Source organism: Coprococcus sp. AF51-11b1 (genome assembly GCF_027682785.1).
GTDB classification, from domain to species: Bacteria; Bacillota; Clostridia; order Lachnospirales; family Lachnospiraceae; genus Allocoprococcus; species Allocoprococcus comes.
On record NZ_JAQCZB010000001.1, the window covers coordinates 37,382 to 59,188 of the forward strand.

Genomic DNA, 21,807 nt, shown 5'->3' on the forward strand with positions numbered 1-21,807 from the left:
AGTGTACTCACCTGTTTTTTAAAATTAACGGAAGAAGCGCATAACAGCAGCAACTTTCCCTAAAATCGTAACATCTTCAAGGATAAATGGTTCCATTGCATCATTCTCCGGTTGAAGACGGATCACACCTTCTTCTCGGTAAAACGTCTTTACCGTTGCACCGTCATCAATCAGAGCAACAACCATGTCACCGTTCTCTGCAGTTGCCTGCTTTTCCACAATGACATAATCTCCATCCAGTATACCGGCATTTATCATACTTTCACCCTGAACTTTCAACATAAAGAGTTCTTTATTTGATGAAATATATTCAGTAGGAACAGGATAGTAATCTTCAATATTCTCCTGTGCAAGAACCGGTTCTCCTGCAGCTACATGGCCTACGATCGGAATCTGAACCATCTCACGTCTTGTGAGATTAAATGAATCATCCAGAATCTCGATTGCACGTGGTTTGGTTGGGTCACGTCGTATGTATCCATTCTTCTCAAGAGTCTCAAGATGAGAGTGTACAGAAGAAGTTGACTTCAGATTCACAGCATCACAGATCTCACGTACAGCCGGTGGAAAACCACGTTGCAGGATCTGGGACTTAATATATTCAAGTATCTCTTCCTGTTTCTTGCTAATATTACCTTTACTCATAAAAGACCTCCTAAATCTGTATCTATATCAATTTGAAGTATTATCTGAACTATTAAAATTATCATATCATACAGAAGAAAAAATAGCAAACAAATGTTTAGAAAATACGTTCGATTTGCATATTGACAAACGTATGTTCTTGCTGTATATTGGTAACAGAACAGTTGTTCGGGAACATGCTTTCTGGTATATAGGAGAACTGAAAAGATTACAGAAGAAAAGGGAGGAATTTATCATGCGATCAGAGAAAAGAAAAGATATGTATGCGGATCGATATCATGCAGGAGCAAAAGGACAGAAGCACTGTCATTATGCAAAGCACCGTAAGACGAATTCTATCAGACGGTTTGTGACAGGGATTGCGGTTCTGGTGATGGTTATGTCACTGAGTTTTGGATTTGGAAGCTTTTTCTCCAGTGCGCACGATAGCAAAGCTGAAGAACCTTCCGGAGAGAGATATTATAAAAGTGTCCAGCTTGAAAAAGGGGATTCACTCTGGAGCATTGCGCAAAGATACAGACGAACCGAAGATTCCATATATGAATATATGGATGAGCTGGCAGAAGCAAATCATTTAAGTTTAAAAGACAGGAATAATCTCCAGGAAGGAGACTATCTGGTTGTTTCGTATTATGGAGATGATTCTGTTTATTAAAGACCATCTGTGCTGTCAGGTAGCAGCGAATAATCTGCCTGATAGCACATTATATACACTCTATTTTTTATAAAAGTCTAAAAGACTAAGACATTCTTAAGGTCTCTAACCAAGATCCCATCGCTCACCCCGTCTTAGTCTTTCCGGACTTTTTAATTTTATACTAAGAAATTATTACTGGAACAGGTTTTAAAAGAATACACGGAATGTATGGATGAATTATAAGACAAAACTTATTTTATATTTTTAAGGTTATACTTGATTTTACTAGTGACTTTAAAGGATTATCATGATAAAATCAAACAGGTGTATTTAATTTTAGAATAAAAGAGGAGATTTTGTTATGGATAATCATAAAAAAAGGAGTACATTTTCTGGCAAATTAGGATATGTACTGTCAGCAGCAGGAGCTTCTGTAGGTCTTGGAAATATCTGGAGGTTTCCTTATCTTGCGGCAAAATATGGCGGAGGAATTTTTCTGCTTATTTATATTCTGTTAGCTCTTACTTTCGGTTATACGATGATAATTGCTGAATCAGCAATTGGCCGTATGACAAGAAAAAGTCCGGTAGGTGCGTTCAAATCTTTCGGAAAGTCAAAATGGATTTCTTTTGGTGGATGGATTAATGCGATTATTCCGGTTCTGATTGTACCATATTATTCTGTAATTGGAGGATGGGTTATCAAGTACCTTTTGGAATATGTAAAAGGGAACAGCAGTAGTCTGGCTCAAGATGGATATTTTTCAGAGTTTATTTCAAATGGATTTTCTACAGAAATCTGTTTTATCATATTCTGTCTGATTACATTGATTATTATTTATGCAGGTGTTCGGAATGGAATTGAGCGTGTTTCAAAGTTTATGATGCCGATTTTGATCGTGCTTTCGCTGATCATTACCATTTACTCAGTAACACGACCAGGTGCAATGGAAGGCGTGAAGTATTTTCTGGTGCCAAATCCAAAGAATTTTTCATGGATGTCTGTGGTAGCTGCTATGGGACAGATGTTTTATTCCCTATCGATCGCTATGGGAATTTTGATCACATTTGGTTCTTATATGAAGAAAGATATTTCGATTGAAGATTCTACAAGAAATGTAGAAGTATTTGATACAGCGATTGCAATTATGGCAGGACTTATGATCATCCCAGCCGTATTTGCGTTTTCAGGTGGAAATCCGGATACGTTACAGGCAGGGCCGGCACTGATGTTTATTACAATACCAAAGGTGTTTGAGAATATGGGATTGGGAACAGCAATTGGAATTCTGTTCTTTCTGCTTGTTCTTTTTGCTGCGCTGACAAGCTCAATCGCATTGACAGAGAGTGCAGTCTCTACATTTGAAGATGAAATCGGCTGGAGTCGTAAAAAGTCTACTGTGCTTGTTGGTGTGATCATGATAGTATTAGGAAGTTTATCTTCACTTGGATATGGACCACTTGCATTTGTGAAAATTATTGGTATGCAGTTCCTGGATTTCTTTGATTTCCTGACTAATTCGGTAATGATGCCGATCGCGGCACTGATGACAAGTCTTTTGGTAGCTAGAGTTGTTGGGGTAAAGAAGATAGAAGAAGAGATTATTCATGGAGAAAGTACATTCCGCAGAAAGAAGATTTTTGCTGTTATGATTAAATATCTGTGTCCAATCTTTGTTCTGATTATTTTGATCAGTTCTGTGGCGAATGCATTTGGATGGATTTCCATGTAGAATAATATGTGAAAAAAGGAGTGTAAAGAAATGGAACAGATGAAAGTTGGAATTATCGGTGCTGGGCGAATTGCAGCAAATATGGCGAAAACACTGGACGGTATGGACGATGCGGCTGCATATGCCATTGCTGCAAGAAATCTTGACAGAGCGCAGAAATTTGCCAAAGAATGGGGATTTGAAAAGGCATATGGCTCATACGAAGAACTGGTAAGTGATCCGGAAGTAGAGTTGATTTATATCGCGACACCACATCCGTTTCATATAGAACATGCCAAACTTTGTATCAATCATGGAAAACCGGTACTTTGTGAAAAACCATTTACTGTAAATGCTGTTGGAGCAAAAGAAGTATTTGCTCTCGCAAAGGAAAAAGAAGTCTTTATTACGGAGGCAATTTGGACAAGATACCTTCCATCCCGTAAAATAATCGATGATATTATTGCAAGTGGTGAAATCGGAGAAATAAAGGGGATTTCAGCAAATCTCGGATATGATATGCATACAAAAGAACGTCTGATCGATCCGAAGCTTGCCGGTGGAGCGCTATTAGATGTAGGTATTTACCCACTGAATTTTGCAAGCATGGTTTTAGGCGATGATGTTGAAGAAACGCTTTCTTCCTGCGTAAAATTTGACAGTGGAGTGGATGCACAGAATTCCATTATTCTGAAATACAAAAATGGATCGATGGCTTCTATACAAAGTAGTGCACTTACCGGTACAGAACAATATGGTATGATATATGGGACCAAGGGGTATCTGATTGCGGAAAATATTAATGATATTACAGCGGTAAAAGTATACACACCGGATCGGGAATTTGTAAGGGAAATTACAATGCCAGAACAGATCACTGGGTTTGAATATGAAGTACGCGCTTCTATGAAGGCTATCCGAGAAGGAAAACTTGAATGTATGGAAATGCCGCATGAAGAAAGTATTCGCATCATGGAACAGATGGATGGACTTAGAAAAGACTGGGGGATTGAATATCCATTTGAAAAAGGAAACAGACCGTGCTAGTAATTATAATCAGCTGTCCCTGGCAAAAAGTTGTCTTGGGACAGCAGTATTTTGAATAACCAATCTATACGACAAATACCGATTTTTCCAAAAGATATAGACAAATCTTCCGAAAACATGCTATAATCATACATATATCGGGGAAATTTATGGAATTTAGGAGGTTCTTAGAATCATGCCATCTGATACAAAAACATACCAGGAAGAAACTTATATTGATAATACTATTCGTCTTCGTGGTGTTTTAAACACCATGCCTGACTTTGCACGTGATTATTTTCGTGCCATTGAACCAACCACATCACCAAAGACACGAATATCGTATGCATATGACATCCGTTTGTTCTTTCAGTTTTTAATTGAAGAAAATCCTGTTTATAAACATCACTCAATTAAGGACTTTCAGGTACAGGATCTGGAAGCTATTCAGCCGGTTGATATTGAGGAATATCTGGAATATCTGAAGGTCTATGATACTACAGATGTTCATACCAAAGAAACCAAACAGGTCACAAACTCTGAACGCGGCTTATTCCGCAAAATGTCTGCATTACGCAGCTTTTATAATTATTTCTTTAAAAGACAGATAATTCAGAAAAATCCGACCTTATTTGTAGATATGCCGAAGCTACATGATAAGGCGATCATACGTTTGGATACCGATGAGGTTGCAAAGCTTTTGGATTATGTGGAATCCTGTGGTTCCAAATTAACCGGTCAGGCACTCTCCTATTATAATAAGACGAAAGAACGTGATATTGCGATCATTACTCTTCTACTTGGAACAGGTATTCGAGTATCGGAGTTAGTTGGACTGGACCTGTCAGATGTGGATTTCAACAATAATGGGGTCATGGTGACACGAAAAGGTGGAAGCCAGATGGTTGTTTATTTTGGTGAAGAGGTGGAAAAAGCACTTCGCAATTATCTGGAGACATACCGTAAAGCGGTAACGCCCCTTGCTGGCTATGAAAATGCTCTGTTTTTATCAACCCAAAGGCGCCGGATCGGTGTACAGGCGGTTGAAAATATGGTTAAAAAGTATGCCAGTCAGATTACAAATAAAAGAATCACGCCACATAAGCTCAGAAGTACCTATGGTACTGCCCTTTATAAGGAAACGGGGGATATTTACCTGGTAGCGGATGTTCTGGGGCACAAAGATGTCAATACAACGAAAAAGCACTACGCTGCAATCGATGAAGACAGACGACGTAGTGCTGCAAATGTGGTAAAATTGCGGGAACCGTAAATTGTCAAAGTACGGTTAAATAATATCCATCCTAATATGGATAAATTTTTACAAATGATAAATTGGTGAATAATAAAATACCATCATCATTTCATCGATGTGACTGATATGATGATGGCATTTTATTATTTTTTTACTCTTAATGTCCTTAAATAGATCTTCTGTTCCGGCGTGATCCGGTAGCTTTCAATTGCTTTCTGAATCGTCTTATTATGTGTCCAGGTGTCCAGCCTTTTCTCTTCCAGATAAGGAATGATCTGGTCATACTGCTTTGCAAGAGCGGTAGCAAAATACCAGGCACGCATCATGTTTACATAATATTCGTCTGATTTAACTTCGGCTACCTTTTTGGGATATTCCGGTTTAAACTGTTCATCCAGATAATACCGCATCAGCATTCCAATTCCAAAACGGACGATATAAGGGTGATCCGATGCTATCCAGCGACAGACTTCCTGGATAAATATGTCCAGATGATTTTTTACTGTCCGGAGCGCGATCATATCACAGGTTGCCCAGTTATCTATATACGGGAGAAAACGGTCCAGTGCGGCAATACAGGATGGATAGTCTTTAATCTGTTCAATCAGCAGTCCATGAAGGTTGTTTTCTTCATAATATTTATGTGGAAGCACTTCAAGAAATGCAGAAACATTGTCTGTTTTACCGAATTTTTTTGCGTATGCGCGCAAAGAAGGAGTCCGCACACCGATGACGGTTTCCTTATTGACTGTCGGCATCAGTTTTGCCTGAAAATCCCGATAAGAAAGATCCTGTATTGCAAAGAGATCTGCTTGTACATTTTCTATTACTTCTCTACTGCTCATTTGTCATTTTCTCCTGAAATATTGTAGATTTATAATTCGGTATAACGAAATTTGCTACAGCTTGACAGTGGTTTAAGCATTTATAAGATCGTGCCTGTCTCATAGAGCGCATTCTTCCGCTCCATACGCTTTAATTCCGGCAATACGGTAAGTAACATGGTGATGAAGCATAATCCTCCACCAATGACGTTAGCAACCGGCTCAGCGAGAAATACGCCGTCTGTTCCCATATGCAGGGCATACGGCATTAGATATGTCAGAGGCACGACGATAAATACCTTCCGAAGTAGTGAGAAAAAGATTGCTTGCTTCTTCTTATTCAGGGATTTAAAGACCGTTTGGCCAATGTATTGCATATCCATGCAGATAAACGCTGCAAAATACTGCTTCAGGGCAGGAACTGCATCTTTCATCAACGTAGCATCTGAACTGAAAATTCCGATCAGGGTTTTCGGCGCGATGATGATAATACTCCACATCACAGCTGTGTATCCGAGAATCATAAGTGCCATCATGGCACCGGCTTTTCTTACACGGCATGGGCGTCTTGCACCATAATTGTAACTCAGGATTGGCGAAGTTCCTTCGTTGATTGCATAAATCGGAGTTTCTACAAGCTGTCTGACACTGGATACGATGGTCATAACAGAAATGTAGATATCTCCGCCTGTGACGGAAAGTACATTGTTGCAGACAATCGTTACCAGACTGTTTGTCAACTGCATGATAAATCCGGCAGTTCCCAGGCTTACAATATTTTTTGCATAAGCTGTACAGTTGGCAAGTTCCTTTTTTTTGAGGAGCCTCACTTTCAGTTCTGCTTTCTTTGTAAGAAAGAAAAAGACAAATGCAGCAGAAAGTGTCTGAGAAATGACCGTTGCAATTGCGGCACCGCGCACGCCAAGCCCGAACACAAAAATAAACAACGGGTCAAGCAGCAGGTTCGTTACTGCCCCTATGGTAACTGAAAGCATGCCGATGGTTGAATATCCCTGTGCATTGATAAACGGGTTCATACCGGTTGCAATCATAGAAGGCAGAGTTCCGATCAGGTAAAGCATCAGGTACGGATATGCATAGATTAGAGCGTCTTTTGAGGCACCAAACAGTACCAGGATCGGGCGGGCAAATAAAAAGCCAATTACCATGAGTACAATGGCACAGATACAGACCATGGAAAAAGAAATATTCATAATTTTTTTCGCTTCCTGTGGCTCATTTTTGCCGCGCTCAATCGAAAATAATGGTGCACCGCCGCTTCCGAATAGATTGCTGAATGCGGTAATGATGACAATTACCGGGAAACAAAGACCGACTGCACCAAGTGCTGCAGTTCCGATGTGCGGGATACGTGCAATATAAATCCGGTCTACAATGTTATAAAGTAAACTTAAAATCTGGGCAACCAGCATCGGGAGTGATGCTCCAAGGATATTACTGGTTATCGTTCCATTTTCAAAATCGACTCGTTTCATTTGTAAATTCATTCCTTTTTATTTTTCTTGCTTTTTAATTCTAACATGATGTAATATATATGTAAATTATTGTTTTTATATGATAATTCAATAAAAATCATATGGATAATATATTTTCATTTTTAAATAATCAGGAGATGAATTACATTTTTATGGAAATCAGACAGTTGGAATATTTTCGTGCGATCGTAGATGCCGGAACGATCAGCGGTGCAGCAAGAGTTCTTCACATGACCCAGCCACCGCTGAGCTATCAGATGAAGATGCTGGAGGAAGAATTACAGGTATCACTCTTTTTGCGAGGTACAAAGAAAATTACGCTTACAGATGCCGGAAAGACGCTTTATGAGCAGGCCGGTAATCTTCTGATGCTTGCAGATCTGACCAAACAGGAGGTTGTCAAATCCGGTCAGGCAGCTACCCTGCACATAGGGATCACACCATCCACTGTATCGATGATGTCCGAATATCTGCTTTACTTTGCAAAAAAATATCCTCAAATTCATTTTGATGTACATGAAGGATCTACATTTACACTGAAAGATCAGCTGGAAAATGGAATGATCGATCTGACTACACTCCGCACACCAATTGTGTTAAATGGCTGTGAAACCAAGTCTCTTTCCCGGGAGAAGCTGCTTGTGATGGCAGTTCCTGATCACCCTCTGTTGCAGGGACATACATCCATCAGTCTGCGGGAACTTTCCGAACAACCCTTAATCCTCTCCCATCGCTACCGCAAATATATGCTTGCTGCATTTGAGGGTGCCGGACTGGTCTGTGATATTTATTTTGCCTGTGAGGATGCCCGCACTGCAATGACGATGGCAGAAAAGGGATTGGGAATTGCGATTCTTCCGGAGTCTATGCTGAAGCTCACTAATAAATTAAAAGCATATGATATTACTGGAGCTGATCTTACAACTGAAATTCTTCTTGCATGGAGGAAAGGCAGGATGCCGGCGGAATTACAGGATTTTCTGACATTATTTGAGGAGAAAATATAAAGTAAAAGAGCAGAGATACTTTCGAATGACTCTGCTCTTTACTTTATTTTATCATTTGGTAAGTATTTTTTAAATAGGATAAATAGAATTACCAGCTTGATTTCTGCTCATCTATAACTTCCAAAGTCTCCGGATTTACCAGATAGAAATCAACCAGTTCTGTCTCATATCCACCATCCGGATATACCTTTTCCAGAACCAATTCTTCGAAAGTATTATTATTTTCATCTGACTTAGAACCGTTATCATACAGACAGTAATTGACATTTACTGTTGTGCCATCCTTCTCTTCTGTTGTCTCAGAGAGGATCGCGTAATTTTCTCCCTTTGCATTTGCCGTGTAAGTGAAATTCATATCCGGAAGGGGATTCTGTTGTTGGATATATTGATACACAGCACGCATTTCGTCCTGAAGCGGTGAAGCCTTCTGGGATTCCTGTGCCGGAGAATTTTCGGTAGAATCAGTGGTACTACTATCTTGTGTTTCCGAATCATTCAGGTCAGAATCCGGTACAGAGGATTCTGTTAAAGTGTCTGTATTCGGCAAAAACAAACCCGTTTTTTGCATATAAATCAGGTTATCAGTTCGGTACTGTGTAGCGATGCCGTAATCAGGCTGTACGGAAAGATAAATATAATGCTGATCTTGACCGGTTACGGTTTCCGTTCCTTCTACGCCAAAGCTCACAATTAAAAAGCTGTAACCAATCAGAGAAAGTAAGAAAAGAGTCAGTGCGGCATAAGAAACGGCAATTATTCGTCTGGCTGCTTTCCTATTAAGGAGACTTTTTTGCTTTTTATACAGACAGATCATGCCCCAGATCAGCAGGCAGGACAAGGTGACGGAAACGCAGATGACGGATATTTCAGCAAAATAATAGCGGATTGCATATCCTGCGCTTTTATTGATACCATACCATGCACCGTAGAAAAAGGTACTGTATGCCAGAACGATTGTAATCAGACAAGTACGCAGGATATGCTCTTTTCTTGTCGGAGTGAATTTTTTTAATGCAGAAATAAGTCTGTCCATTTCTTCTGCTTCAATCCAGGTGGTAAGTTCTGCTTCAGATGGATATTCACCGTTTGTGTCAGGAATTCCTGTATAACGGGTTAAAAATTGATTTTTTGTATCAGTATCTCCCACTTCTGCTGCCAGTAAGATCTGCATATAATACAACTGTTTTAACTGGACCGGTGTGCATTTTCCAACAGAAATCTGTGTAATTGTCTGTGTAGCATGATCGTATTTCCCAAGCTGGATTTCAAGGCTTGCAATCAGGAGTAGCATGCGGTTATTCGTAGCAAGATCGCGGACAGATTGTATATGATACATATAAAGCGCATACTCATAGTGTTCGTCCAGTGGCATTCTACTCGATATTTTTCTGCTCCATCCGGCTTCTACAAACTGGAGCCCGAAAGCAAGTTCGATAACGGCAAGAAGCTGGCAAAGGAAAGCCGTAAGTCCCCAGACATTGGTAGTGAGTTTCTGATAGGTCAGAAAAAAGATTGCAGCGGCAGCCAGGATGACGATCAACCATCTCAGCATAAACACGTGGCGGGCTTTCTTTTTTACGGTTGGATTCCATGGATATGTTTTTAATTCTGAATCTAGCACGGGCAAATCTCCTTTCCGTTGTCTAATTATCGATTTCCAAAAATATAATCTTAGTATTTAAGCGCCTCCTTTATGACGAAATAAAAGGGGCGCTTAAATCACTTTTCATATTTACTATTTTACTTCTACCAGTTCGATCTGGAAGTTCAGTTCTTTTCCAGCCATCTCATGGTTGGCATCAAATGTGATGTTGGTTTCTGTCTTTTCGGTTACGGTTACCGGGAATGGCTGTCCGTACTGGTTGGTCAGATATGCATGTGCACCGACTTCCAGATCTTCTGATCCGGGAAGCTGTGCGATTTCCAGCGTAAAAATGGCGCGTGGATCCGGCATGCCGTAAGCTTCTTCCGGCATCAGATGGATGTTGATGGTCTGTCCTACTTTCATTGTTGCAACGGCTTTATCGTAACCATGGATCATCTGTCCGGCTCCGCACACAAATTCCAATGGCTCTCCGCGGTCATAGGAAGAATCAAACTGGGTACCATCATCAAAGGTACCTCTGTAATGGGTACGGCAGGTCTTTCCGACATTCGGACCTTCAAAATCCGGCACAGGTGCGCCACCACATCCGCTGCATCCACTGCAGTGTCCGCCACAGGAATGTTCTTCTTCAGCAGAAGCTTCTTCTGTTGCTGTTTCTTCATGCTGTCCACAGCAGGAATGACCTTCTTCGTGGTGATGGTCACAATTTGTACCTGCAGATTCCAGTTCTCCTGCAAGATAGGCATTCACTGCCGCATCTACTTCTCCTGCTGCACCGGATATAACTTTGATACCGGCTTCTTTCAGCGCTTCTTGTGCACCTTCTCCGATACCGCCACAGATCAGAACATTTGCACTCTGCTCAGAAAGGAATCCTGCAAGCGCACTGTGTCCGGCACCACCAGCATGAACAATCTGCATGGAAGTGATCTTTCCGTCTTCTACCTCATACATTTTAAAAGTTTCTGTCTTTCCGAAGTGCTGGAAAATAGATCCGCCTTCGTATGTTACTGCTATTTTCATTTGTAAAATCCTCCTTGAGATACCTTTACTCAATAGTATAACATATGGATTGCGAAACGCATAGAAAAAGTATACAATAATGAAAGAAATAATGAGACAAAACGAAAGAAAAAGGGACTGGAAAATGAGTAGTATTTATTTGAGCAACACAATATTTATGATGATAATACTGACGATCATCTTTTTAAGGATCCGGTATTATATTACATGGAGCCCGAGTAAAAAATATACGATGATCTTTATTGGCATGGTAGAGCTTTATGTGTTAATGGATGCATTGTTTATGAAAGAACTCTTAGGCAAGTCAGGAAACTTTTTGCAGTTTAAGCTGGTTGTGTTTTTCTTTTATCTGGTTTATGTAATCATGCCATATGTGTGGCATTTGTTTATGCAAAGTTATATGGGGATTAACCGTTCAAAGAAGCAAAGATTTGCGGAAATGATTCCGTTCATTCTCCTGGTTCTGATGGTGCTTCTCTCAGTTCCGACGGGAATTGTCTGGAGATTTTCACGGAACCGGACCTATATACGCGGTACATTTTTCGGAGTGTTTGCCGTACTCAATCTGTTTTATTACGTTTATACATTTGCACAGACATTCTTTATTTTATTCATGAACAATACAAAGGGTGTCAGATATCTCATAAAATCGGCACTGTTTTCAGCAGTCCCACTGATTGGAATTCTGGCAAATACCTATATCATTCCACTTTATGGGGCGTATCCGTTTCAACCGTACTGCCTGGTAATCGGAGCACTGCTCTCCTACCTGTTCATGGTGGAGCACCAGCAAGATCAGATGGAGTTTGAACACCGGAAAAGACTGTCCAAAGCATTGGAACTGGAAAAAGAATCGACACGGAAAGCGAAAGTAGCCGGTGAGGTAAAGAATGCTTTCCTTGCAAATATGTCCCATGATATCCGTACCCCGATGAATGCGATCATTGGATTTTCTGATATCATTGCAGAACATCCGGATGATGAAGAAATTGTAAAAAATGCAATTTCCAAAATTCAGGCATCTGGTGAGATTCTTCTGAAGATCATCAATGATGTGTTGGATCTGTCTAAAATCGAAAGTGGAAAGGCAGAAATTGTGGAGATGGTAACTGACCTGAAGCAAATGGAAGAAAATCTGAAAATGATGCTCGAATACAGCATCCAAAAGGGAATGATTGATTTCAAAGTTGAGGATCAAATAGAAAATCCACTGGTATGGTGTGATGTGACAAAACTGCAGCAGGTTCTGGTAAATGTACTGAATAATGCAGTTAAATTTACCCCAGCGGGAGGAACGATCACATTTAGCTGCGTCCAGAGAATGATCGCACCTGGATTTGCCGAATACAAATTCACGATAAAGGATACCGGAATCGGTATGACTGAAGAATTTCAGAAACATGCGTTTGAGGTATTTGAAAGAGAGCGGACTTCTACCGAGAGCAAGACTGAAGGAACAGGGCTTGGACTTGCGATTGTGAAGAAACTGGTAGATCTGATGCATGGTGATGTGATAATCCAAAGTAATTCCGGTCAGGGAACCAAAATACAGATTTCACTTCCCCTTCGGATTGCAACGGAAAATCAGCTTCATCAATCAGATAAAGCAAAGGAATACAAAATAGGTCTTGACGGAATGCATGTACTTTTGGTGGAAGATAATGAATTAAATGCAGAAATTGCCATGGAAGTTTTGAAAAATAAAGGAATTCTTGTGAACTGGGTTCCGGATGGATGCGCCTGTGTGGAAGAAATTCAAGATAAGGAAGCAGGCACATATCAGTTTATCCTGATGGATGTACAGATGCCACGGATGAATGGATACGAAGCGACACAGAAAATCCGTCAGCTTGCAGATGTGAAGAAGGCACAGATTCCAATCATTGCCATGACTGCAAATGCATTTGAGGAAGACCGGAAACATGCGCTGGATGCCGGGATGGATGGGTTTATTATGAAACCGTTCCGGGTGGATGAGATGATGAAGGTGATCGGAGAAGTGATGGAATAAATGAATGGAAAGAGTAGGGAAAGAACTTTGGAAAGTTCATCCCCTGCTCTTTGTGTGTTTCATCAATCTACGCGGCTATGTTGCCTGCGTTTTTTGTAATCTTTATCAATCCGCTTTTTCCAACTAGAATCAAGCGCTGCATTGCACCGAACAGCAGATATGGCATCATTTAATACTTCATAATTCAATGCAGTTCCTTCGCAGTCACATTGATAATTGGCAGCTTTATCGGCGTCAATTCCAAAATGACTGGCTGTTTCAATCGCATCAATATTTGCGCCAAGAAAGAGAAATTCCCATCCATATTTTTCTTTTTGTCGTTCGATCATCTGCTTTACTTTATCAATGCGATAAATGTGGCTTGCATTTTCCATTCCATCAGTCATGATGATAAAAATGGTATGCTCCGGTACATCTTCCGTGCGCGCATATTTGTGGACATTTCCAATGTGATGGATAGCACCGCCGATCGCATCCAGGAGAGCCGTACAGCCGTACACAGAATAATCGTCTTCTGTCATAGAGGGAATCTTCTGCACCTCTACTCTGTCATAAAGGACTTTACTGTTATTGTTAAAAAGCACGGTAGAAATCAGCGCCTGCCCTGCCTCTCTTTTCTGCTTTTCAATCATAGAATTGAAGCCGCCTATGGTATCCATTTCCAGTCCGCTCATGGATCCGCTGCGATCTAAAATAAATACAACTTCTGTCAGATTTTTTCTCATACTAAATTTCCTCCTAAATAATGGCTTATTTTGTTTGTAACTATAGGATACTGCCATTTTCAGGGGAAATGGTCGCATGAAAAGCGACACTTTTTATGGATCAGAAAATTTCTACAGAATCATATCAGGCGAACAACGCTGTGTGCAAAATTATTTTCTTCTTAGCCTCCAATCAGGCTTTGGTCAAAGGCAAATAGTGCTTCATTGATTTCGTAAATATTATAATTTTGCTTTAAGATAAAATATTCAACGATTACGTCAAATTTGCTGGAATGAGACAGGGCAAATCCTGCTTTCATCAGCATATCCCGAATTTCCGGAAGCGGAAGCTCAAGTGCCAACGCAAATGCAAGAACGGTCGGTTTGGATGGTTTGTAGTACTTGTCATTTTTAATCTTGGAAAATAATTTCCGGTCAATATTGGCTTTCTTATAACACTGAGAATCGGTCATTCCACTTTCATCAATCTTCCGAAGCAGCATTTCAGAAAAGCTTTCATCCATTTGCTGCAAGGCATCTTCCAAAGTTGCAGCCTTACTTAACGGTACATTTGATGGCTCTGGTAAAGATATGCTTTCACAGAGATCCATTTCCTGGAACTGCTTCTGGCGCCTCATTGCTTCGGATGTTTTGTTAATGTGTGTTTCTACATAATGATCATCGATATAAGATGCAATATCAGAAAACAGTTTGCTGCTGATCCGATAGGCTGCTTTATCAAAAATGACGATGTATACCGTCATATCATTTTCCATAAGAAATGCGCTGATCGCGTCGATTGCAACCTTCAGCGCCTGAGCTTTCGGATAGCCGTAAATTCCGGAAGAAATCAGTGGAAATGCTATGGTTTCACAATGTTTTTCTTTTGCAAGTGCTAAGGAATTTTCATAGCAGGAAGTAAGCAGCTCCCGCTCATGAAACTGTCCGCCTCTCCATATAGGACCTACTGCGTGAATGACATAATTGCAAGGCAGATCATAGGCGTTTGTAATCTTTGCATCTCCGGTCTGACAGCCGCCTAATGTGCGGCATTCCGCTAAAAGCTTTGGCCCTGCTGCACGGTGAATGCAGCCATCCACTCCACCGCCGCCGAGCAAGGAGGAATTTGCGGCATTGACGATGGCGTCTACGGGCATTTTTGTGATATCATTTCTGACGATTTGTAATGGCATGGGTTGGTGTGCTCCTTTAGGTTAGTGTTTGATGATTTTACTTTTATAGTAATGATAAGCAGGTGCCTTTTTTAATTTTTCAAAACATATACAGTGCTTTTATATGCACCTTGACGTTCCAAAATTCCCATATTGACCAGTTCTCCAAGAATTCTTCTTGCTCGACGTTGCTTTACTCCAAGTAATTCTTCTACTTGCCGAGATTTAATCGATCCTGTTTCTTTCGCAAATTGAATAATTGAATTTTGCTGTGCCGACAAACTATTTACCGGCGTTTTATCGGCATTTATCGGCATTTTATCGGCATTATTAATTTCAATTACTTTACTGCTTCCAGCTTCTATTCCATAATCAAACGAATATGCATCATCCAATGGAACAATAATCCGGAATACATCGTCTTCCACAAACAAAGGATCTTTCCCTGAATAATATTTGCTGTATTTGAATAATTTTCTTACTCCAGATCCAAGCTGGTCAGCATAACCGATATTCCTGAAAAACGATGCTATAAGAGGATTTTTTGGATTTGGTTCCAGATTATCTACTGTGATGAAACCTTCCTTTGTTGCACGATTCGCATTTTCCACATACATTCGATCTTTCTCAATCACAAACTTTGCTGTATAACTGCTTGTAAATTCACGGTGCATCAACGTATTACTGATCATTTCTCTGACAATTGTATTCCGGAGACTTTTGTTTACTGTATCTTCAAGGAAGAACTTGTCTGGCAAGTTTTTTCTTCCAAAATCAAGGAGCTGGCTATAACTTTCAATTAGGTTTGTCTTAATAATTTCCCGATCATCGTAACGATCTACATTAACTTTTCGCACAAGTGCATCGGTCACATAAGTCGGTGCAACATTTAAAATTACATCGTCTTTTCCTAACAGCATAATTGCTGCTAAATTGAAACCCTCTTCTCCGGTAACGATATCTCTACCGTATAATCCTGCACTTTTCAAAAGTTCCTGATCATCCATAGTTGTCCAGGGATGCTGACCACCTGCATGATTCTGTGCCATAATACGAATCTTTGGCAGCAGATCTAATCTCAAATCTTCCATTTTTGCATAAGGATAGATTTTCTTTTCTGTAAAAATATTCTGCTTACGAATATACATCTGTGCAATTGCACTGGTAGATGTTATTTTTACATCCGCATCATCCACACGGTCATAGATGACTTTTTTGAAGCTGTGAACCTCTGCACTAGGCGGAATATGAACATGAATGATCGTATGACTTTCATCATATTTTATAATTTCCGGTACCAAATATATCGTTGGTGAGAACAATGTAGGATTACTAATAACCTTAATAAAGTTTTTTACCATATCAGGAGCTGCTTTTTCTGGTATTCCTACTACAGTCCCATCATCTAATATTCCCATGAAAAGGTCTCCGCCAAATCTGTTCAGAAATGAGCAAACTGTCTCATAGGTATCATTTTCAATTCCATTTCCACAGCGTTTAAATTCAACCGCTACAGTTTCACCAATTGTAAGAATGGATTGTACTTCTTTTATTTCCATTTGGTCACCTCATTCTATAATTAATGCTTAAATTTCATCTACTGATCTAAAACATATTGTTGTACTATTATCAAGTATTTTCGAAAACTAATCATGTATATTTTTATACATATCAGGACTACATACAATATTTTCTATACGCATCCATAATTTCATTTTGGATTTTGTCCCGGAAACTTTTAGGCCCAATAATTTCACATTGATTGATGTGAGTCATTACCCATGAATGTATAACGGATGGTATTGTATTAATTTTTACTGTAATATTTTCTTTATCCTTTTTTAATACGGTTGCATTTTTCCCGAAGGTTTCAGCAATTTCCTGCCATAATCCGAAAGCACATTCTATTTCGTAGGATGCTTTTGATTCTCCTTTTTGAAAGATCTTTTTCTCGGCATACTGACCTGGATTTAAACCGCCAAAGATCATATCAATGCCTCTTTCCAGTATCGTGATATCCTTTAAATGATCAATTCGAAAATGTTCTAATTCTTCAGAATATTCCCTCTTTCCAAGGATATAGTAATTCCCTTCAGCCCAAATAGTAACGTATGGACTAATAATAATATTGCTATTTATGACTTCTTCTAATTCCTGATTAACTCCATATTTCAGCAGTTTTGCACTTACTTTACATCCTTGATTGATTGCTACATTTAACGCATCGATGTTATAAAACAGCTGTTTGCTTAGAATCTTCTTTTCTGATTTTACGAAAACAGTTTTTTGTAGCATTCTGCTTTGAAAAATACTTTGTGATTCAAGAAGTTTTTTTATAATTATTTTGCTGGAAGATTCTTTTATCATATCAGAAGCAGCAACTGCATCACATAAAAGTCTTATCTCTGAAAGCTCAAATTCACGGTCAATTAGGAAATATCCTTCCCGGTTATCCTGATATCCTGCGATTTCAATTCCCATACTGCGTAATGCTTCTATATTTCGATAGATTGCTCTTCGCTCCATGTCAACATCGTAAATCGATTTTAATTTTTCATGAATTTTTTCGGCTGACAGAATATGGGATTCATCGGTATACTTTTTCAGAATCTCATATAAACATAAAATGGTTGCTTTTGGTGCTATCATAATTGTACACTCCGATTGCCTTTTCTATATTATAACTTTTTTTTCTGTTCAAAACAACTAATAGCTGTGCTATTTTTGGTACAGCTATTGGAATATAAAAGGTATTTCAGATTTGTTATACTGACCACATCTTAAAAATAAATTGGAGGTCGCTTATGAAATTACCAGTTATTCAAAATGCATTTGAAAATGTAAAAAAATTCAGCCAGGAAAAACTTGTAGAAAAATATCCAAATGAAGTGCCAGAAACTATCCAGAAACGTTATTTACAAGAGCTTACGTTTTTAGAAAACTCAGACCATATCGATGATTTTGAGATTTTCCGCTGTCTGTCAGAAGCGGCAAAAAAAAGCAATACACTTATAAATATGCGCGGAACTGTTTCAGGTTCAATTTTGTGTTATCTTCTCGGAAATCATTCGTTTAATCCTCTTTCAACGCACTATTATTGTACGGAATGTGGATATTATGAAAAAGTAGATACACATTTATTTGGAATTGATCTTCCCTCCAGAAAATGTCCTTGTTGTAATACAAAAATGTGGGCAGACGGATACAACCTGTCTCTGGAAACCGTCTGGGGAATAGATGGTAAAAAATCTATTTCGTTTGAATATAACGTAAATTCTGAATTCCTGGCATTTGCACGAAGAGTTTTAGAGAAAATATATCCAGATCAGGAAGTCGTGCGATGGGGAATGTTTCAGTTTAATTCAACACAGTTTGATGAAAGAATGATTGGTGTTGATTTGGTTGGTTATGCTGTCTTGCCTTCCGGAAATACAATTCAGGATTATACAGATTTGATTTCTTATCTGGAAAACGGAGATATTTGTATTACTGGAGGGATTTTGGAATTGCAGGAACATGCAATCAAACCTGTTCGATTATTAACTGTAGAAATTTTGGATGAATTAACTGAGTTACAGAGACAAACTGGCATTTACGCGAATGAAATTGGGAATAAAGAATTAAGAGAGATTACCTGGAGCAATGTATGTAACACAGCAGTTCCGAGTAAAGATTTACAAATGCTCTTTCAGAAAGTAAAACCGAAAACGTATCGGGATATGGTGACTTTAGAATCAGGTATTCACAGCACTTTTAGATGGCAAAATGGGCAGCAGGGTTATTTTGATGTTGATAAATTTATTGAAATGACCACAACAAATGACTTTAAAATATATCCATGTTTCACGCGGGAAGATTTTTATGATTATATGATTGAAAATGGAGTTGACTGTGTTAAAGCCTATGAAGCTTTTGAGTGTATTCGAAAAGGATATGCAGTGTCCGTAAAGCATGATGAAGAATGGATGCAGCTAGAGATTCCTGAAGGAATAAAGAATGTTGCGAAAAATTACCGGTATGTATTTCCACGGGCGCATTGTATTGGATATGTACTGGGATATGCGAAACTGGCATATTATGCGAAAGTTGATGGGAAGATGTTTAGTAGGGTTGTTTTTGGGAAGAAATAATAGATTGGAAATATCCTCTTGTTTTTCTTCAATTGAAGATCATGGAGGATATTTCCAGTTTAGTAAAGGGGCTATTCGTGGATTTAAATTTTCTTGATCTTTTAATCAAAAATAACTCTTCTCTCACGTCAAAAAAGGAATGAAAGCTACCAAAACAGTAACTTCCATTCCTTTTTCAATTATCTCACACCAAAATCAGCTCCTCTCTCCGGCTTATCTTTTCCCTGTTTTTCTTGAATAATCTTCTTATTGATTACAAGAATTACTGAAAAAGCAAAAGACTTTAAATATCATTCGTCAAAATTTCACTGCTCTGCTTAGTGAACAAAGTTCACAGATTTACCCTTCTCAACGAGATAATGTATAACTATAAAATGTTTTTCTTTAGTCGACTGATATGTAAGAAGAACACTGACTGCAAAATCAGTGTCCTTCTTTCTTCCTTTACATATATTTCATAATAGTCGGCAATAATACATTCATATCTATTGGTTTTGCAACATGATCATTCATGCCACTTGCAAAAGCCATCTTCTTATCTTCTTCAAACGCATTTGCTGTCATTGCAATAATTGGAATCTGCGATTTGTTACCGTCTTTCAGCTCTCGAATTCTCCTGGATGCTTCATATCCGTTCATAATCGGCATCTGAATATCCATCAGAATCAGACTGTAGTAATTTTGCTTTGCTTTGTTAAGCATATCAATACATGCAACGCCGTTCTCCGCTCTTTCTATCATGATTCCCTCTTCCGTCAAAAGTTCCGTTGCAATTTCTGCGTTCAAGTCATTATCTTCTACCAGAAGAACCCTTTTTCCTTCCAGTTTTTTGATATTCAACTGACCGTCTGCATGTTTCGGATTCCTTTCTTCCTCATTTGCTATTTTTAATGGAAGCGTGATTGTAAAAGTAGAACCTGCTCCCGGTTTGCTCTGAACTGTGATCTTGCCATTCATTAAATCCACCAGTTTCTTCACGATTCCCATGCCAAGTCCGCTACCTTCTATTCCGCTGTCTGACGAAGATCGTTCCTGTGAAAATGATTCAAAAATATGTTTTTGGAATTCTTCTGACATTCCGATTCCGTTGTCTGCTATAATAAGCTCTAATACACTCCAACCTTCTTTTTCGCCGGGATATTGGTTCAATGTACAGCTTATGTTACCGCCTTCACCCGTGTATTTCACAGCATTACTCAAAATGTTAATCGTAATTTCAGATGATCTTGCATCATCCATATACAGGTATGGATATCGAATGTTCTTATTGACTCTCAGTGTTTGATGTTTTTCTTCTATCGGTTTCCTAAACATATCAATACATAAATCAAAGTTTTTAGAAACATCTGTTATTGTCTCATCCAGCGTTGCGTGGTTGTTTTCGATTCGTGCTAATTCAAGAATGTTATCAATCAAATGCAGCATTTTCTTTCCGCACAATAATATTTTTTCAAAGTAATCCTCTAATATAGTTGGCTCCTTTAAATGTTTCTCTCCCAATTCTGCATATCCAATGATTGCATTCATAGGGGTACGAATATCATGAGACATATTAAACAGAAATGTTGATTTTGCTTTATTAGCTGAATCGGCCAGTCTTGCAGCTTCCTGCAACAGTTTTTGCTGTTTCTGCTCATTTTCTTTTTGCTTCTTATATACAGAATATCCACATGTACATAATATTAACAAAATACACGCTGTAATGCATCCCAGTGCAATACTTAACTTATTCGTCTTCTCAACCATTCCATACGCTTTCTGCATATCCATTTCTATGCAGAAAGCACCTATCACTTCATTAGATTCATCTTCCGCTGTCACAGGATAACAGGCTGTAAAAATAGGTCCCCATGTTGTATCAACAATATCCTGAGAATATACTGTTTTTCCAGAAAGTGCTTTTTCTATATAAGGAACCATCTCCTTTTCAATCGGATCTCCTGGATGTCTGACGTCACCAGCCGATGGATCCAGTCCGTCTACAACGTAAATCAATCTACCGTCTTCATTTCTGGTTGCTGTGTAAATATATCTCGTAGAATTCAACGTTCTGATTTCATTCATATATGTCGACATATTCTTGAATAGTTCTGTATTCTCATCAGCTTTACTTTTTATTTCATTAAAATCTTTTCGTCCCAGTCTGTTATTTACCAGCTTATGAACCGCATCTGCACTGGAAATATCTCGTTCAATTTCTGTTTTCAGAGCAGTTTGGGTATATGCTTGTTGTAAAATAAAAGTATATGCAACAACAAACAAAATCACCATTGCCAGAAGGAATACCAACCGTCCCTCAAAAATTTTCCAATGATTTACCGGATTTTGATCTTTTCTTTTTTGTTTTATATAGTTATTTTTCATCATCGTATTTCACATGTCTTTTCCCTAATTTTAGTTTAATACAAAAACGCCTCAACTCTTCACGTATTTTGCAAATATGGGTTACATTTCCAGACTCATCCCTTTTTTTATAGTAAAAAGCATCCTGTGCCAACTGCCATCACACATACGGTATTCTGTGGGTTTCTGTCATAACAAAACCCTCTCTATGTTTCCT

Annotated in this window: 16 protein-coding genes and 1 pseudogene; 7 read left to right on the plus strand and 10 right to left on the minus strand. The window is 38.8% G+C overall.

Annotated elements, in window-relative coordinates; genetic code table 11:
• Positions 1-24 precede the first annotated feature (24 nt).
• Positions 25-645 (minus strand): transcriptional repressor LexA, encoded by a 621-nt coding sequence (gene lexA, locus PGY05_RS00195; protein WP_055157087.1) that lies wholly within the window; start codon positions 643-645, stop codon positions 25-27.
• Positions 646-880: 235 nt separating this feature from the next.
• Between lexA and PGY05_RS00200 the strand changes: the two genes are divergently transcribed.
• From PGY05_RS00200 to PGY05_RS00215, 4 genes and pseudogenes are all read left to right on the plus strand, one after another.
• Positions 881-1,300, plus strand: coding sequence for a LysM peptidoglycan-binding domain-containing protein (locus PGY05_RS00200; RefSeq protein WP_270475114.1), 420 nt, complete (start codon positions 881-883; stop codon positions 1,298-1,300).
• Between the two features lie 343 nt (positions 1,301-1,643).
• The gene (locus PGY05_RS00205) at positions 1,644-3,014 is read left to right on the plus strand and encodes a sodium-dependent transporter (RefSeq protein WP_195369014.1); all 1,371 of its coding nucleotides are present in this window, start codon (positions 1,644-1,646) and stop codon (positions 3,012-3,014) included.
• A gap of 27 nt (positions 3,015-3,041) precedes the next feature.
• Positions 3,042-4,040: pseudogene (locus PGY05_RS16610) on the plus strand (Gfo/Idh/MocA family protein); the annotation flags it as partial.
• 175 nt (positions 4,041-4,215) lie between these two features.
• Positions 4,216-5,292 carry a tyrosine-type recombinase/integrase gene (locus PGY05_RS00215; protein ID WP_055157081.1) on the plus strand — a complete coding sequence of 359 codons (1,077 nt, stop codon included), beginning with the start codon at positions 4,216-4,218 and terminating at the stop codon, positions 5,290-5,292.
• Between the two features lie 125 nt (positions 5,293-5,417).
• Here the strand turns inward: PGY05_RS00215 and PGY05_RS00220 are convergent, their stop codons facing one another.
• The gene (locus PGY05_RS00220) at positions 5,418-6,119 is read right to left on the minus strand and encodes a DNA alkylation repair protein (protein ID WP_195369016.1); all 702 of its coding nucleotides are present in this window, start codon (positions 6,117-6,119) and stop codon (positions 5,418-5,420) included.
• Positions 6,120-6,199: 80 nt separating this feature from the next.
• Positions 6,200-7,594, minus strand: a complete 1,395-nt coding sequence (locus PGY05_RS00225) for an MATE family efflux transporter (protein WP_270475115.1) — start codon at positions 7,592-7,594, stop codon at positions 6,200-6,202.
• 152 nt (positions 7,595-7,746) lie between these two features.
• On the opposite strand from PGY05_RS00225, the gene PGY05_RS00230 reads away from it, so the two are divergent.
• The gene (locus PGY05_RS00230) at positions 7,747-8,601 is read left to right on the plus strand and encodes a LysR family transcriptional regulator (RefSeq protein WP_022221020.1); all 855 of its coding nucleotides are present in this window, start codon (positions 7,747-7,749) and stop codon (positions 8,599-8,601) included.
• 88 nt (positions 8,602-8,689) lie between these two features.
• On the opposite strand, the gene PGY05_RS00235 is transcribed toward PGY05_RS00230, so the two are convergent.
• Both PGY05_RS00235 and PGY05_RS00240 read right to left on the minus strand, forming a co-directional pair.
• The gene (locus tag PGY05_RS00235) at positions 8,690-10,222 is read right to left on the minus strand and encodes a hypothetical protein (protein WP_270475116.1); all 1,533 of its coding nucleotides are present in this window, start codon (positions 10,220-10,222) and stop codon (positions 8,690-8,692) included.
• Positions 10,223-10,336: 114 nt separating this feature from the next.
• On the minus strand, positions 10,337-11,230 hold the full coding sequence (locus PGY05_RS00240; protein ID WP_173686621.1) for a NifB/NifX family molybdenum-iron cluster-binding protein: 894 nt from the start codon (positions 11,228-11,230) through the stop codon (positions 10,337-10,339).
• A 157-nt stretch (positions 11,231-11,387) separates the two neighbouring features.
• On the opposite strand from PGY05_RS00240, the gene PGY05_RS00245 reads away from it, so the two are divergent.
• Positions 11,388-13,241: an ATP-binding response regulator gene (locus PGY05_RS00245; protein ID WP_270475117.1), complete on the plus strand. Its 1,854-nt coding sequence runs from the start codon at positions 11,388-11,390 to the stop codon at positions 13,239-13,241.
• Between the two features lie 62 nt (positions 13,242-13,303).
• On the opposite strand, the gene PGY05_RS00250 is transcribed toward PGY05_RS00245, so the two are convergent.
• The 4 genes from PGY05_RS00250 to PGY05_RS00265 form a co-directional block, all read right to left on the minus strand.
• Positions 13,304-13,966 carry a vWA domain-containing protein gene (locus PGY05_RS00250; protein ID WP_270475118.1) on the minus strand — a complete coding sequence of 221 codons (663 nt, stop codon included), beginning with the start codon at positions 13,964-13,966 and terminating at the stop codon, positions 13,304-13,306.
• A gap of 161 nt (positions 13,967-14,127) precedes the next feature.
• Positions 14,128-15,138, minus strand: coding sequence for an O-acetyl-ADP-ribose deacetylase (locus PGY05_RS00255; RefSeq protein ID WP_270475119.1), 1,011 nt, complete (start codon positions 15,136-15,138; stop codon positions 14,128-14,130).
• Positions 15,139-15,209: 71 nt separating this feature from the next.
• Entirely contained in the window at positions 15,210-16,676 is a 1,467-nt protein-coding gene (locus PGY05_RS00260) for an RNA-binding domain-containing protein (protein WP_270475120.1), read from the minus strand.
• Between the two features lie 118 nt (positions 16,677-16,794).
• Entirely contained in the window at positions 16,795-17,766 is a 972-nt protein-coding gene (locus tag PGY05_RS00265) for a helix-turn-helix transcriptional regulator (RefSeq protein ID WP_270475121.1), read from the minus strand.
• A 155-nt stretch (positions 17,767-17,921) separates the two neighbouring features.
• On the opposite strand from PGY05_RS00265, the gene PGY05_RS00270 reads away from it, so the two are divergent.
• Positions 17,922-19,247 (plus strand): hypothetical protein, encoded by a 1,326-nt coding sequence (locus tag PGY05_RS00270; protein WP_270475122.1) that lies wholly within the window; start codon positions 17,922-17,924, stop codon positions 19,245-19,247.
• Positions 19,248-19,691: 444 nt separating this feature from the next.
• Here PGY05_RS00270 and PGY05_RS00275 read toward each other — a convergent pair whose 3' ends face one another.
• On the minus strand, positions 19,692-21,614 hold the full coding sequence (locus PGY05_RS00275; protein WP_270475123.1) for a hybrid sensor histidine kinase/response regulator: 1,923 nt from the start codon (positions 21,612-21,614) through the stop codon (positions 19,692-19,694).
• Between the last annotated feature and the right edge of the window lie 193 nt (positions 21,615-21,807).